This window comes from Arthrobacter sp. WCS2018Hpa-7, from assembly GCF_031843805.1.
Classification (GTDB): domain Bacteria; phylum Actinomycetota; class Actinomycetes; order Actinomycetales; family Micrococcaceae; genus Arthrobacter.
In genome coordinates, this window is sequence record NZ_JAVTJB010000003.1 from 142304 (window position 1) to 155936 (window position 13633).

The window sequence follows — 13633 nt, forward strand, 5'->3', positions numbered from 1 at the left end:
AATGACCTACAACGCTCCGGAACCCGGGGCACTGTTAACGCCGGAACAACCCGAAAGGTCAATCCTCGTGACGAACCCGTTTGATGACACTTCAGCAACCTTCTCCGTCTTGGTCAACGAATACCAGCAACACTCCTTGTGGCCTTCATTCGCGGCCACACCCAAAGGGTGGGTAGCCATGTTCGGTCCGGACAACCGCGAAGCCTGCCTGGAGTACGTGTCGCAAACGTGGTTGGACATGGCTCCCCGCAAGGTTGCCGAGCTTGCTGCCAGCCAGTGATCCGGGTAGAAAATGTCCGCAAGTCCTACGGCGCCTTCACGGCCCTGGACGGCCTGACGATCAAAGCGGCGGAAGGCACTGTGCTGGGACTGTTGGGGCCCAACGGCTCCGGCAAAACCACCACTGTCAAGGTCCTCACCACCTTGCTGACACCGGATTCAGGGGATGCCTGGGTAGCCGGACATTCCGTCCGCACTGAGCCTGAACTGGTACGACGCAACCTTGGCCTCTCCGGGCAGTACGCCGCAGTGGATGAAAAGCTCACCGCCTTTGAGAACCTGCACATGGTGGGCCGCCTCTACGGCATGAACCGCAGGAATGCCACGGCCCGTGCCCACGAATTGTTGGCGGATTTCCGGCTCACGGACGTTTCCGGCAAGCGGGCCGGGGCCTTCTCAGGCGGCATGCGACGCCGCTTGGACCTTGCTGGAGCCGTGGTGGCACGGCCCAAGGTGGTGGTGCTGGACGAACCCACCACCGGCTTGGATCCGCGCGGTCGGCTGGATACCTGGGACGTGGTTGCCGGCTTGGTGTCCGCAGGAACAACCGTCCTCCTGACCACCCAGTACCTTGAAGAAGCTGACAGGTTGGCGGACCACATTGCCGTCATCAACCACGGCACCGTCATAGCCGAAGGCACTGCCTCCGAGCTCAAAGACCGCGCCGGGTCCGAACGCGTGGAGATTACTGTGCGCGATGGAGCCGACCTGCAAGCGGCCGCCTCGGTGCTGGCGGGGGCCACCGGCGGGCTGGCGACCCCCGAGCTGGACCAGGCCGCTTTGAGAGTTTCCGTGGCAGCACGCGGTGGCCACGGCGTCCTTGTGCGCGTCCTGGCCGAACTGGACGATCGGTCCCTGCCTGTCACCGAAGCGTCGCTGCGCCGTCCCACACTGGACGACGTCTTCCTCCAGCTCACCGGAGGAAACGCGCATTCGGAAAACCGCAAGAGCGACAGCAAGGAAGGGGTACCCGCATGAGCATCGTTACCGCCGCTGTCCGGGACAGCTCTGTCATTGCCCACCGCAACCTGCTCAACGTTCTCCGCACCCCGGGGGCGCTGGTCACCGGCGTCGTGCAGCCTGTCATGTTCGTCCTGCTTTTGGGCTTCGTCTTCGGCGGTTCCCTGGGTGGCGACCAGTACCGCAGCTTCCTTATTGGCGGCATCCTGGCCCAAACCCTGACTTTCAATGCTTCCTTTACAGCCGTGTATTTGGCGAAAGACCTTCAGCTGGGGTTGATTGACCGTTTTCGGTCACTGCCCATGTCCCGTGTCGCGGTGATCCTGGGACGCACCACCTCGGATCTGTACACCAGCGTCATTTCCATCGCGGTGACCCTGCTGTGCGGTGTCGCCGTCGGCTGGCGGATGAACACCGGCGCGCTGGAGTTGCTGGCGGCATTGGGCGTCCTGTTGCTCTTCGCGTTCGCCGTCTCTTGGATTGGGGCGCTGATTGCCCTCACCGCGCGCAGTGTCGAAGTGGCCCAGAGCCTTGGTCTGGTGTGGCTGTTCCCGGTGACGTTCGTGTCCGGCGCTTTCGTTTCGACGGCGTCCCTTCCAGGTCCCCTGCGCGCCATTGCCGAATGGAACCCCGTGACATCCGTTGCGACGGCCGTACGTGAGCTGTTCGGAAACGCTGCACCTTCCGGCTTCACTACGCCCGGAGGATGGCCTGCCGATAACGCCCTCGTCTACGCCGTCTCCTGCAGCCTTGCCATCATCGCTGTGTTCGCACCACTGGCGATCGCAAAGTACCGACGCATCAGCAAGCTGTGACCGCCCAGTCTGGGACGCCCGGCGTCGGCTATTTGATTCTGCCGTCCGCCGTCGTCGAGGCGGCGTGTTCCGGCGTCGGCGGCCTGGAGCGATTCCTCTCCCCGGCCGAAAATGACGCCCGACGACGGTTTCGGAACGTGGCGGACAGCCAGGACTACGCAGCCTCGCATGTACTGCTTCGCCTGCTCGCGACGCACCAGTTGGGGCTGGGCGTTCAGGCGGCACAAGGGTTGGACATCAGCCGCCAGTGCCCGGGCTGTAGCAGCACAGACCATGGGCGGACGGTCCTGCCTGGAATGTCGCTGAGCCTGTCCCGGAGCCACGGCATGGTGATGGCGGCAGTGGCTCCGGCCTCAGCCAGCGTCGGGGCAGATGTTGAACGCGTCCCGTCAGAGCTCTTCGACGGCTTTGACGACTACGTTCTTACTCCCCGTGAGGCGGCCATCATGGGCAAGTTGGACGTGTCGTCGAGGATGCGTCAGTGGGTTGCCAAAGAAGCAGTGCTGAAGGCCGCAGGGCTGGGGCTCAGCATCCCGCCGTCGGCCGTGTCCCTGGTTCCGGGCGAGGACCGGGCCAGCGGTCTTCGCGCCGTTTGCCCGGATCAACCACTGGTGAACGGCCTCGATGTTCACCCTGTCCCGGTCACATCAACGCACCTGGCTGCCGTTTCGGTAAGGGGATTTGTCCTACCCGGGCTCCGGGACGTGGGTGAGGTACTTCCGTCATGCCTGGACGCCGACGATATCAGGCCCGGCAGTCGCGGGCAGGCGTCCATGTGCAGCAGGCTACCCCGCCCCTGAGACGACCTATTTTGGCGGGCATCTACCTTTGCGCGTCGCCATGTTCAGTAGGGTTGAGAAGACCCGAGAGTGAGAACCACCTATACGCACACCACTGCCAGCAGGGGCGCTGTGGATCGGCATTACGACCTGGTCATCATCGAGCAAGGGCCGTTCGGCGGCACCTGCCTGAACGCCGGCTGCATCCCCTCGAAAATGTACGTGCACACCGCAGACACCGCAGGCATAAAACAGGCGACCCGCGCCGTCAGGCTCGCGTCCCGTGTCGGGGGGACCTGACCACCCAGAATGTACACACAGTGCAGACCCTTGGTCACTCCTACTACGTCGGGTTGGACAACACGGGCCACTGGAGGTAGCCGGGTATAAAACGGGAAACTGAACGAAAGAGCCGGCACTCGAGATTTGGCCGGCTCTTTCGCATTCCTCGGCCATGGAAAATTCTGAGGTGAAGCGTCATTGCTGGCGCTGCCGCAAGAGCAACCCGGACTGGTGGAAGCGCTCATGGTCCAATGGCGGGCGTGCGTGCGCGGCCAGTAAATAACCTGAGGACCCGCAGCCCCGGGCAGACCGCCGTGGCCGCGTTATTGTGTGCTGCCTTGGCGGTCAACTGACTGGCGTCACCACGTCCTCCAGCGCTGACCTGTCGAAGAAACGGATCTCACCCGTTGCCTCGAAGAACACCGGAACAACGGATGTGCTCAGGTCCTTGGATGTTTCGTAGATCTCAGCCGCAGCCCCGTGCTTCCTGGCAATTGTTCCAACGAGCTCGGTACCGCGGACCCGGACAGTTCGATATTTGTAGCTCATGGTGACCCCTTTGTCGGCTAGGGCAAACACTACCCGGGGAGTTCACCTCTTGGGAGGATGGCTGGCATGGCGCGCACCAGGCGGCGAACCTCGGCCATTGCGACCGCGCAACGACGACGAAAGTGCGAGCTTGCAATGAAGCTGTGTGAGTAAGAAATCCGAAACATACCTGCCCCGTCAAGAAGAAGATCTAAATGTGGACAATGTCCGCGCATCCTTTGGTCAGGCACACCCTGCGGCCCCTGTCAGAGGGACCTGATCCACCAGAATGTCACACACGTTAAAGCAAAACCCCCTCTGACGAGGGGGTTTGCCATGCCAGAGGTGGGACTCGAACGGGATTCCTGGCCTTGGAAACACTGGTACGTGGCGGAAATATCCGAAATCCGGGCCAGTCCGGCGGCTGAACGAGGCAGTCCGAGGTGGAAAGTGTGGACATTGTCCACACTTCCTTTTAACCCCATTCACATGACTCTTGAGACCGGCCGCACTCCCCCAGCCGCGTCAGCAGTGCCCATATCACCGGAAGCAAGCTCGACTATGCGGAGCCCCTCTGGATGGCGATGCCAGGTTCCTTCCGCAAACGTTCTCAGCCCTGCACTTGATGCTGCAGACTGCGGAGGTCCAGTTCAATTTCGCGGCCGTTAACGTGCACCACCATCTTTGCGTCTTCTACGCCCGCGGCTGACAGATAGTCCATAAGCGTTGACAGAAGCATGTCTTCGCGGCGCTCTGTCTTCGAAACAACACTCTGATCTATTCCAAGCCTCTGGGCCAAGTCATCCTGTGTCAGTTCTGCGGCCTTGCGAATTGTGGCTAGGTTTAGGGCGTAAATACGGTCCTCGCGTGCGGAAGCTTCCCGAATTTCGGCTACGCGTTCTGCCATACCCGGCTTTGCCAGGATACGTCCGAGCCGGTCATCGCCCTTCCTAAATGTCTTCCTCACCATTTTCATCAACCTCCCCGTCTCTGATCCATTGATCGATTATTTGGTCAGCTCTGCTTCCCACACTGTCGTAGAAGACATCGCCCATGTTGGCTTTATCACCTGAAAACAGGGCCACCACCGCTGTGTTCTCATCGGGTGGAAACCAGACGATCAATCGGACGGCGATCCCGTGATGGTACGGGTGAGAAACCCGCCAAATTTGGTACCTCTTCGCCTGACGCACCGTTTTGAGTGTCGGAGTCTCTTCGGCGGGCGGTGCGCTCAGGCGCCGCAGATAGTCCATCTCTGCGGCTACATATTCGAATACAGCCTTAGCCCTCTCATCACCACTTTCGGCCTCCTCTTCGAGTCGGTCCAGCTGCTCGTCAAAGCTGTCCGGCCAGAAAAGTTCCATAGACGATTATGACTTGGAAGGCATATGCATTGCAAGTCATTCAAAGAGCCATCTCCGAAGGCACAACTCGCACTTTCAGCCGGTATAAAGGGACTACATCTTTGGTCAGCCCATCGTCCTCCTTCTGAAGGAGGGTCCGCTATTGGCCCGAAGGTTCACCCGGGAGAGCCGCACCACTTGGGCCGGGACAAGCGGGTCATCACCCGTATGCTGACCTTCCGTTATCGCTCACCTTCCGCGTCAGAACTAGCGGGCCCCGTGACTCGCCCATAATGTCACCGCTCGCCGTTACCCTACCTGTATGGAAGTCGAATTCGAGCCGGGCCGCCCGCTTGACGATGCCGCGCGAGACCTTATCTCGGATAGGGTTTTGACTTCGGCCGGCTTCGCCCAACGGGTGAAAGCGCTTGCGACGACGGCACCGCTGCATGATCTTGACGCCCGCAAGGCCCAAGTGCAGTCGGCCGACTACACCGTGTACCAGATGGCCGAGCTCGCGCTGCACGCCATCGACCTGGTCACCATCGCGATGGACTTCGACACCGGTGCCCGCCCCGTGTCCGTGCTGAAAGATCTGGCCGCCGGTGTCGCCGCACAAGCTCCAGACCGCGCACTCGCGGAACATCAGCGTGTTGCGAGCTGGGTGCTGGAGAACCTCCTCAACGTCGGATCTACTGACCGCGGGTTCCGCACCGTATATGGCATGACCGGGCCAGGCGGGTACGAGCGGCGCACCTTCGACTTCAAGCTGCTTGAGGAGACGCGCGGCCCCGACGGGGACCTCTACCTGCGCGCCTCGAACGAAGCTGTGAATGTCCTCGTCGGCGCGCTCGAGGTTGACCTCGAAGCCGCGCATATCGCTGCTGACGTCCGCCTGGATATCCTCATCAAGCGTGGCCGGCTCAGCGAAGCACAAGCCGCGGCGCAAAACGCCCGCTACCGCACCATCCAGTACGGCGAGATGCTCCGGCAACGGCTCGAGGCCACCAGCCGTGATGTCCGTAACGTCGACTGGGCCCAGGCCATGCCGGCGTTTATCGACGAAGCCCTTGCCCACATCGAAGACCGCTATAGGGCTGAGAACGCCATTCTGGTCAACCTCACCGAAGTCCGCGACACCGCCGACACCGCCGCCCGCAAGGCGCAAGCAGCCCGTCTGGTCGAGCTCGTACGTGACTGCCTGCGACGCCACGACCAGCTCCAGGCGGGCCTCCAGACAGCCGGCCGCCGGTTCCGTGCCGAACAGGACCGCCAGACCTTCGCCCCCGGACCGCCCCGGGCCGCCCTTGACCTGCACGCCCAGCTGCTCCAGCCGGTGCTAACCCGTCCCGTCGCTGAAGCGGACGTGCCCCTGCTGCGCTTCTTCAGCCCTGCCGCAGGCCTCGTCGTCCCCCACGCGTTGCGCCTGGTCGACCTTTTCGAAGGACTCATCACGCCGCCGGCCGAACGCGACCCCCTCGGCGGCCTCATCGAGGATCCCGAAATCGAGTTCGACGAGGAACCGCCGCGGTTCCCAGGCGCCAGCTACGAACACCTCGCGTCCCTCCTGGATCTCGACCCCGCTGCGCCACAGCGCCTGTCCGGGCTGCTGGCCGACGCACGCGCACGTCAGTCCGAGGACCCCGACGCCGAAGACCTGCCACTGCTGGTCGTGGTCCGAGTCCTTGCCCTGGCTGCGCAGGAAATCGGTGTCGCACGCCGCCACCACGACGCAACGGTACTAATGGCTCTTGATGACGGGACCGTGCTCCAGGACCCGGCGTTCGCCGGCGCCGATCTCCTGGTCGCCCGCGCCGAGGTCCTCCAGACCCGGTCTGGCGACACTCAACCTAGCGTCCTCGAACCCGCCGACGGCTGCCATTGGGCCAGCGATGGGACCGAGACCAATGATGCCGGCCCCGCGACCGAAAAACCAGAGCGGAACATGAACAGCAACATGATCCAGGAGGACGTACCATGAGCTCAACCGGCCAGACCACTGCCAGCTCCGTCGGGGCCGTCGCCGATGCCTCCCGTTTGGTGGCGTTTGCGTTGCGCCCCAAGCTGCGCCCAGCGCGCGACGAAACCTACGCCGAACTCGTCCGCCGGTTCCGCCATGACGACGGGTTCGCCGAACTCGTCAAAGCCATTTGCCTGGGGCTGGATCTCGTCATCCTAGACGCGGACGACCGGCACGGTCTCGTCGTCGCCAGCAGCGAGGAAAGCGTCTTCGCAGTCCGGATGACTGACTACGCCCGCCGCGCCGGTGGGGAAGGCAAGGCCGCAGAACGCGTCCTGCACGCACTCGCGCATCTCGGCGCCGCCACCCTGGCCTACCCTCGTCCCGCGGACCTTTCCAACCCTGCCTACGTGGGCCGCGTCACCGTCAACGGCGTCGAGGCGTTTGTCCGTGAAGCCTGCCGCCGACTCAGTGAGGCCGCCGCCGAAGCCAGCGACGACGTCGATCCGTCAGCGGATACGCCCGATCTGGAAACAGCTTGGCGGGTTTACCAGCGCCGTGCCGCGACACCCGGCTCCGGCGACGGACGCCGGGTGGCGTCCTCGACCATCGGCATAGTTGGCAAAGCTCTCACCTTCCTGGCCGACCAAGGCATGCTTGTCAAGCGCAGCGAAGAGGACGGCGGCACCTACGCCACCACCAGCCGGTACCGCATCCAGGTTGCCGAGGCTGGCAGCCGCATGTTCGCCGAGCTACTCTCCCTCGGCATCACCGAGATCACCGACGGCACCGGAACGCTTACGCACGTCGAGTGGACCGACCAGACGGTGAGCCGGCTGTGACCACCACATGTACTGCCACATCCATCGCGACGATCCGCAACATCCGCTCCGGGAGCTGAACGCCACCATGTACGAATTGAACCGAGCTCGCCTAGTTAGCATTGGCCCCCGCGGTGCCCGCTACTCCGATGTCACCATTGACCTGTCCGACCTCGGGGAGCAAGTCCCTCCGCGGAGCCTGTTCGACACCCTCACGCGGCGGCCTTCGCCTTTCTCGCTGCTGCTGCTGGAGAACGGCGGCGGCAAGTCGGTCCTGCTCAAGCTGCTGTTCAGCGTGGTGTTGCCCGGGCGCCGCAACACCGTCGGCGGCGCCTCGCTCGACAAGTTCGTCCTCGACGGCGACACCGGCCATGTAGCGCTGGAATGGATGCACGTGACCACCGGGGAACGGCTCGTGACCGCCAAGGTATACCAGCGGCGAACTCGCAGCGGTGACAAGTACCCGGTTGCCGAGGCCTGGTACTCCTTCCGGCCCAGCCAATCACTAGACCTCGAGAGGCTTCCGGTCGCTCACGACGGGCACCGACGACGGCTCGAAGGGTTCCGCGAGGCCGTGCAGGAAGTAGACCGGCTCGAGGCGACCACCGAGCTAAATTGGCTCGGCGACGACCAAGGTCGGTGGCGCGCACACCTGCGCGAGCGCGGTATCGAGCCGGACTTATTCGACATCCAGCGCCGGATGAACGTCGACGAGGGCGAAGCCGCCAAGGCGTTCAAGTACGCCTCCTCCAGGGAGTTTGTCGACTGGCTGCTGACGACCGTCACCGATCCCAAGGACGCCTCCTCGGTCGCCGAGACGTTCAGCCAGTGGGCAGCGAACCTCGCCGACCGCGAGCAGATGCTGCTAGAGCGCGACTTCCTCGAGGGGGTCATCGCTTGCCTCGACCCGCTCTCAGTCGCGTACATCGCCCACCAGGAGGCCGCACACGACGCCGCAGCCGCACTCCGTGGTGCCGAAACCCTGGCCGTTGAGCTCGACCTGCGCCTGCGGTTCGAGCGGGAGAACGTGTCCCAGCTGTCCGCAGAATACGCAGCCGCACAGACGGCCGTCGTCACCCGGTCTACCGAGCGTGACGCCGCCCGCGCGCTCCTCAACGAGGTCCGCCGCCAGACGCTCCAGCTCGAGCTTGACGAAGCCGAGACGCAGGCGACAGACACCAAGGAGCAGCTCATTGCCGCCGACCTGGAGCTGCACGGGTGGCAGACCATCGCCGCCATTGAGGAACGTGACCAAGCCATCGCGACCGCCGACGATCTGGCCAAGCAGGTCGCGGCCGCCGACGATGACGCCGCGCCCGCGCTGGAACGACGCGACGAAGCCGCTGGCCGGCTGCTTGCGAAGTACGTGGCCGAGGCCGATGCCAGTGACCGGGAGGCCTCCGACCACGACGCCCAAGTTGCCGCCGCCAAGCAGGCAGCGGCCGACGCCGATGCTGCCCGCAGCCATGCGCTGGGGGCCGCCGCCGCCGCCAGTGAGCGGCACCGGGCGGCCGTCCAGACGGTCGGGGCGGCGACTGATAGGCTCACCGCCGAGGCCGCTGCCGGGCTGGTGCCAGCCGGGACCACGCCCGGGCAGGTGCCCAACGTCGTGGAGACCGCCCAAAGCGTCCACGCCACCATCGTCACGCGCCTCACCGAGGCCAAGCACAAGGCCGCCGCCGCGGAAACGAGGGTGAAACGAGCCACGGGCGCGGTCAAGGAAGCCGAGAAGGAGCTCCGGACCAGAACCGCCGCCGCCGACAGCACCTCCCGTGACCTGCGCGCAGTCGAGGACGAGGCTACGCGACTGGGCCATCTCACCGTGCTCGCAGAGGCCGCCGGAGCAGAGGCCGCCCCCACCAAGGACAACAGACCTGAGTCCGGTGCCGCGTTGAGCGTCGATGAGCTTGAGGAGTCATGCGACCGACTCCTTGCCCAGCTCGCCCGCGACATAGTGGACCACACCGAGCACCTCGATGAGTTGCGGACAGCCCAACGCGAGGATGCACGGGTTGTCGAGGCGCTCGGCACGGGCGGACTGCTCCCTCCGCGCGAAGAAGTCGAACGGGCATTGGAGGTCCTGGACGCCGCCAGTGTCGTCGCGCACGCCGGCTGGCGCTATCTGCACGAGGCCGTTCCGGCCGCACAGCGCATTGAGCTGATCGCCGCACACCCCGCCCTGGCTGACGGGGTGGTGGTCATCGACCGCGACCAGATGCCCGCAGCCCGTCAGGCCCTGACCGAGGCGCGGCTGCTTCCGGCAGCGGCAGTCGCGGTCGGGTCCGGCGCCGATCTGCTCAGCATCAACGCCAGCATCTCAGAGGTCGACGCACCCGCCGTGCGGGACGGAGACGAGTGCTCGGACGTGTTCGTGGTAGACCCGACCCCGGCATTGTTCGACGAGGAGTCCGCCGCCCAGCGGCGCGAGGAACTGCGCGAGCAGATGACCCGCCGAGGCGAGCAGCTCCAGTTCGGCGCCGAGCAGCTGGGCAAAGTAACCACCGCATGCAGCGACCTCGACCGATGGCGGAATTCGAACCCTCCGGGACACCTTGCCAAGCTCCGCGAGACTGCAGCCGACGCCGCCGCTCGCGCAAGCGCTGCGCAGGAGCGTCTCGACGCTGCCGAGGTAGACCTGGAGACGGCCACTGCCGAACACGAGCGGGCGGATTCCGACGTCGAGCAGATAGCGGGCCAAGAGCGGCGCGCCTCAGAACGCACTGCGAAGCTGGAGGGCCTCGCCTACCTCGTCGAGTCCGCCGCCCAGGTGCAGCAGCTCCTACCAGAGCACGAGGCAGAGGTCCACCGGCAAAAGGCAGCCGCCAGCGACGCACTCGACCGCCGTGAACGTGCCCAGCAGACACAGGAGGAACACGCCCGTCTGGCCGAGCAGGCACGTGGGCAGGCTCGACGCCACCGGGCCGCCCGTGACGAAGTGCCCTCAACAAGCGGGCAGCCAGCGCAGGAAGTTCCGACGACGTCCCTGGCCGACCTGCGGGCGGCAGCAACCGCAGCCCAGCAGACCTACCAGGCCGCAGCCGTCGACGCCGACCTGCGCCGCCGCGCCGAGGAGGCCGCCGAGAAGGTCCAGTCAAAGCGCTCTGCGCTTGCCCTGCGCGACGCCGGGCACGTCGTCGAGGCCGAACGGCTCCGCGCGACACCAGCGGGTGCCGACCGTGCATCGTGGAGCATCGGCGCCGACAACGCACGCCGAACCGTCTCGACGTTGCGGGCCGCCGGGCAGCTGGAACAGGCGGTTCTGGATGCTTCTCCGACCGAGCCTGGCCGGCGATCGTGGACCAGCCTTGGCGAACAATGGCAGCCCACCAACCCCAGGCATGGCCGTGAGCTCCAGGTCGAAGCGCAGCAGGAGTCCCGGCAGGCTCAGCAGCGCCTCGACGAGGCGACCGGCATCGTCAGCAAGCTCGAGCAGCAGCGCCGGGCAGCTGACGACGCCGCCCGCGGCATCAACGAGGCGCTGCTGCCACTGGTCACCCTCCTGGGAGGAGTCCCTGAGGGCGTCCCAGCAGGCGTTGCTGCGACGGCGTACGCCGCCGACGAGGCCGCTGCCCAGCAGGCTGCATCCGTCGCGGTCGACAGACTGCGTGACACCAAGTACCGGCTCGAGAGCTGCCGTAACGAGCTCGCGGACGCAGCCCAGGAGCTGGTCGCGTACGCCAGCCTGGCCCGGTATGAGTCGCTGGCCACCCAGGCGCGGCGCAGCATACTGGAGTCGAACCGGAACACGCTCCCGGTACGTGCTGCCGAGTGGTCCATCTCCCTCCAGGCTCGACTGGCGACCCTGACCAGCGACCTGGAGAACGCCAACAGGCACCGCAAGACCATCGTCGACCGGCTCAGCGCGCTGGTCGACCAGGCCCTCAAGACCCTACGCCGGGCCACCAAACTGTCCCGGTTACCTGAAGACCTCGCTGAATGGGGCGGACGCCCATTCCTGCGGATCTCGTTCAGCGAGCCGGACCGCACCGCGATTAGCGTGCGCGTCGGAGAGGTTGTCGACCGGGTCGCCAGTGAGTACGCTTCCCGTGCTGTCGGCACACAGTCCCGCAGTATGCGCCGCGACGGGATGGCGCTGTTGCTTAACGCCCTCAACGCCTCAGTTCCAACGGGGTTCACCGTAGACGTCCTCAAGCCAGACTCCGTGCTACGCGACGAACGGGTCAGTATCGAGGAGATGAACGATGTGTTCTCAGGCGGGCAGGAGCTGACGGCAGCCATCGTCTTGTACTGCACTCTGGCTGCTCTCGCCGCGAACGAACACGGCCAGATGCGGTCCAAGCACTCCGGCGTTCTCTTCCTCGACAACCCGATCGGGCGCGCGAACGCCTCCTACCTGATCGACCTGCAACAGTCCGTCGCCCGCTCTCTGGGTGTCCAACTGATCTACACGACAGGCATCTCCGATGACCGGGTGCTCGCCGCGTTCCCGCTGTGGGTGCGCCTGCGCAACGACGCCGACCTGCGCGCCGGGCTGAAGCACATTCGGGTCGCCGAGGTCATGCGCCGCAAGCTGCCAGCCCCATACTCCGAAGGCGAACTTGCCGCCAATGGGGACCAGAACGGCGGTCCGTCCGCGCCAGGCACCGTCACCGCGACCCGTGTCCACCTCCGCCCGGCCACTCCTGCCTACGAAGTGCGCGACGCCGATGAGCCGATGGCGATGCCGTGACCGCTAGGGACAGTCGTCAACCCGGCCAGCCGGGAGACGGCACTGCAGTGCAACTGAGCCCGCGCGCCGTGCGGCTGGGGACCCTGCTTGAGCGTGTCACTGGGCGGACAGTAACCTTGACGGACCTGTGGACCTTGTGGGCCACGGCCGACCCCGCTTCCGCCGGACGGCCCGACCGGCGGGCTGGGCTCGCGCAAGCCATCGAGCAGCTCGCGGCAGCCGGGCTGGTGACTCCATCGAAGAAGCAGGACATCCACGCCTGGCCACACCTGCCGTCCAGGCTCACGCTGGCGACGCCGGCGCCCTCTGAGTCCGCGGCTGCACTCGCCCGCACCGTCGCTTGGCGCCCTGAACTTGCTTGGGTGCTGCGCACCCGCCTGTCCTTGGGGCAGGTCGCGCAGCTCCGCTTGGTCAACAACTGGCTCCGAGACCACGGCCGCGAAGCCGACGTTCTACCGCTGCGCGAGCGATCGCTGGAGGTTCTCGGGCACGAGAAGGCGCTCGATGGCCTCCTGACCACGAATGTGTTCGCGCCGGAACGGCTCAGCCTCACTCTGCTACGAACATTCCGCACCCACCCACCCCTGCCCGTCGTTCGAATCGGAGACGGGCCCGTACTGCTGGTGGTCGAGAACGACAACACCTTCCACAGCATTCGCACTGTTCTGGCCACAAATCCGGGGCCCGTCGGCCACGTTGCATGGGGCGCCGGAGGCGCGTTCGAGGCTTCCGTGCGGACGGTCGGCGACCTGCCCGGCCTGGAGCGTGTGCGGTACTTTGGCGATCTAGATGCTACCGGATTGCGCATCCCCCGCAACACCGCAGAAACCGCGGCACGAGAGAGGCTGCCGCCCGTTACCCCGGCGCTCGATCTGTATCGCGCCCTGCTGGGCAGTGGCATACGCCAAGGCGGCCAGCCACCCCTCACCGCTGAGCAGACTGGCGCCTTGGTCGGATGGCTTGAGGACGCAAAATTGATGCTGGACGCCGCGGGCCTGCTGCGGTCTGGCATTCGGGTGCCTCAGGAAGCGCTCACACTGACATCTCTGGCCCGTGACCGCCGCTGGGTCGACGCATTGTGACATGAGAGGCGCCCGGGACCTGGTGGGAACGATGGATTCTCAAGCGGCAGCTATTGCGTAATGGCGTGACTAGCCTTTCGGTTGGGCCCGACAT

The 13633-nt window shown here is 65.3% G+C and carries 12 protein-coding genes and 1 pseudogene; 9 read left to right on the forward strand and 4 right to left on the reverse strand.

What is annotated here, in order from left to right; genetic code table 11:
* Position 1: 1 nt before the first annotated feature.
* The 5 genes and pseudogenes from RQH14_RS04860 to RQH14_RS04880 form a co-directional block, all read left to right on the forward strand.
* On the forward strand, positions 2–280 hold the full coding sequence (locus tag RQH14_RS04860) for an MbtH family protein (protein WP_311212213.1): 279 nt from the start codon (positions 2–4) through the stop codon (positions 278–280).
* Positions 277–1257: an ATP-binding cassette domain-containing protein gene (locus tag RQH14_RS04865; RefSeq protein ID WP_311212214.1), complete on the forward strand. Its 981-nt coding sequence runs from the start codon at positions 277–279 to the stop codon at positions 1255–1257. Before RQH14_RS04860 ends, RQH14_RS04865 begins: the two co-directional genes overlap by 4 nt.
* Positions 1254–2054: an ABC transporter permease gene (locus tag RQH14_RS04870; protein WP_311212215.1), complete on the forward strand. Its 801-nt coding sequence runs from the start codon at positions 1254–1256 to the stop codon at positions 2052–2054. The genes RQH14_RS04865 and RQH14_RS04870 overlap by 4 nt, the downstream gene beginning before the upstream one ends.
* The gene (locus RQH14_RS04875; protein WP_311212216.1) at positions 2051–2854 is read left to right on the forward strand and encodes a 4'-phosphopantetheinyl transferase superfamily protein; all 804 of its coding nucleotides are present in this window, start codon (positions 2051–2053) and stop codon (positions 2852–2854) included. The genes RQH14_RS04870 and RQH14_RS04875 overlap by 4 nt, the downstream gene beginning before the upstream one ends.
* Before the next feature lie 69 nt (positions 2855–2923).
* Positions 2924–3076, forward strand: a pseudogene (locus RQH14_RS04880) (mycothione reductase); the annotation flags it as partial.
* A gap of 384 nt (positions 3077–3460) precedes the next feature.
* On the opposite strand, the gene RQH14_RS04885 reads toward RQH14_RS04880, so the two are convergent.
* The 3 genes from RQH14_RS04885 to RQH14_RS04895 all read right to left on the reverse strand — a co-directional run bounded on the left by RQH14_RS04885 (position 3461) and on the right by RQH14_RS04895 (position 5007).
* Positions 3461–3664, reverse strand: coding sequence for a hypothetical protein (locus tag RQH14_RS04885; protein ID WP_311212218.1), 204 nt, complete (start codon positions 3662–3664; stop codon positions 3461–3463).
* 589 nt (positions 3665–4253) lie between these two features.
* Positions 4254–4613, reverse strand: coding sequence for a helix-turn-helix domain-containing protein (locus RQH14_RS04890; RefSeq protein ID WP_311212219.1), 360 nt, complete (start codon positions 4611–4613; stop codon positions 4254–4256).
* The gene (locus tag RQH14_RS04895) at positions 4594–5007 is read right to left on the reverse strand and encodes a hypothetical protein (protein ID WP_311212220.1); all 414 of its coding nucleotides are present in this window, start codon (positions 5005–5007) and stop codon (positions 4594–4596) included. The genes RQH14_RS04890 and RQH14_RS04895 overlap by 20 nt, the downstream gene beginning before the upstream one ends.
* A 301-nt stretch (positions 5008–5308) precedes the next feature.
* On the opposite strand from RQH14_RS04895, the gene RQH14_RS04900 reads away from it, so the two are divergent.
* Complete coding sequence (locus RQH14_RS04900; protein ID WP_311212221.1) at positions 5309–6967, forward strand: hypothetical protein; 1659 nt, start codon at positions 5309–5311, stop codon at positions 6965–6967.
* Complete coding sequence (locus tag RQH14_RS04905; RefSeq protein ID WP_311212222.1) at positions 6964–7788, forward strand: hypothetical protein; 825 nt, start codon at positions 6964–6966, stop codon at positions 7786–7788. Before RQH14_RS04900 ends, RQH14_RS04905 begins: the two co-directional genes overlap by 4 nt.
* Before the next feature lie 91 nt (positions 7789–7879).
* Here the strand turns inward: RQH14_RS04905 and RQH14_RS04910 are convergent, their stop codons facing one another.
* Positions 7880–8269, reverse strand: a complete 390-nt coding sequence (locus RQH14_RS04910; protein WP_311212223.1) for a hypothetical protein — start codon at positions 8267–8269, stop codon at positions 7880–7882.
* A 198-nt stretch (positions 8270–8467) separates the two neighbouring features.
* On the opposite strand from RQH14_RS04910, the gene RQH14_RS04915 reads away from it, so the two are divergent.
* Together RQH14_RS04915 and RQH14_RS04920 are read left to right on the forward strand one after the other, a co-directional pair.
* A complete protein-coding gene (locus RQH14_RS04915) occupies positions 8468–12457 on the forward strand; it encodes a hypothetical protein (protein ID WP_311212224.1) in 3990 nt (1329 codons plus the stop codon).
* Positions 12454–13539 carry a Wadjet anti-phage system protein JetD domain-containing protein gene (locus RQH14_RS04920; RefSeq protein ID WP_311212225.1) on the forward strand — a complete coding sequence of 362 codons (1086 nt, stop codon included), beginning with the start codon at positions 12454–12456 and terminating at the stop codon, positions 13537–13539. The genes RQH14_RS04915 and RQH14_RS04920 overlap by 4 nt, the downstream gene beginning before the upstream one ends.
* Positions 13540–13633: the final 94 nt, after the last annotated feature.

Excerpts from the sequence above, each read along its gene's own strand:
- RQH14_RS04860 (WP_311212213.1), top strand. The coding sequence starts at position 2 with ATGACCTACAACGCTCCGGAACCCGGGGCACTGTTAACGCCGGAACAA.
- RQH14_RS04870 (WP_311212215.1), top strand. The coding sequence starts at position 1,254 with ATGAGCATCGTTACCGCCGCTGTCCGGGACAGCTCTGTCATTGCCCAC.
- RQH14_RS04885 (WP_311212218.1), bottom strand. The coding sequence starts at position 3,664 with ATGAGCTACAAATATCGAACTGTCCGGGTCCGCGGTACCGAGCTCGTT.
- RQH14_RS04890 (WP_311212219.1), bottom strand. The coding sequence starts at position 4,613 with ATGGTGAGGAAGACATTTAGGAAGGGCGATGACCGGCTCGGACGTATC.
- RQH14_RS04895 (WP_311212220.1), bottom strand. The coding sequence starts at position 5,007 with ATGGAACTTTTCTGGCCGGACAGCTTTGACGAGCAGCTGGACCGACTC.
- RQH14_RS04900 (WP_311212221.1), top strand. The coding sequence starts at position 5,309 with ATGGAAGTCGAATTCGAGCCGGGCCGCCCGCTTGACGATGCCGCGCGA.
- RQH14_RS04905 (WP_311212222.1), top strand. The coding sequence starts at position 6,964 with ATGAGCTCAACCGGCCAGACCACTGCCAGCTCCGTCGGGGCCGTCGCC.
- RQH14_RS04915 (WP_311212224.1), top strand. The coding sequence starts at position 8,468 with ATGAACGTCGACGAGGGCGAAGCCGCCAAGGCGTTCAAGTACGCCTCC.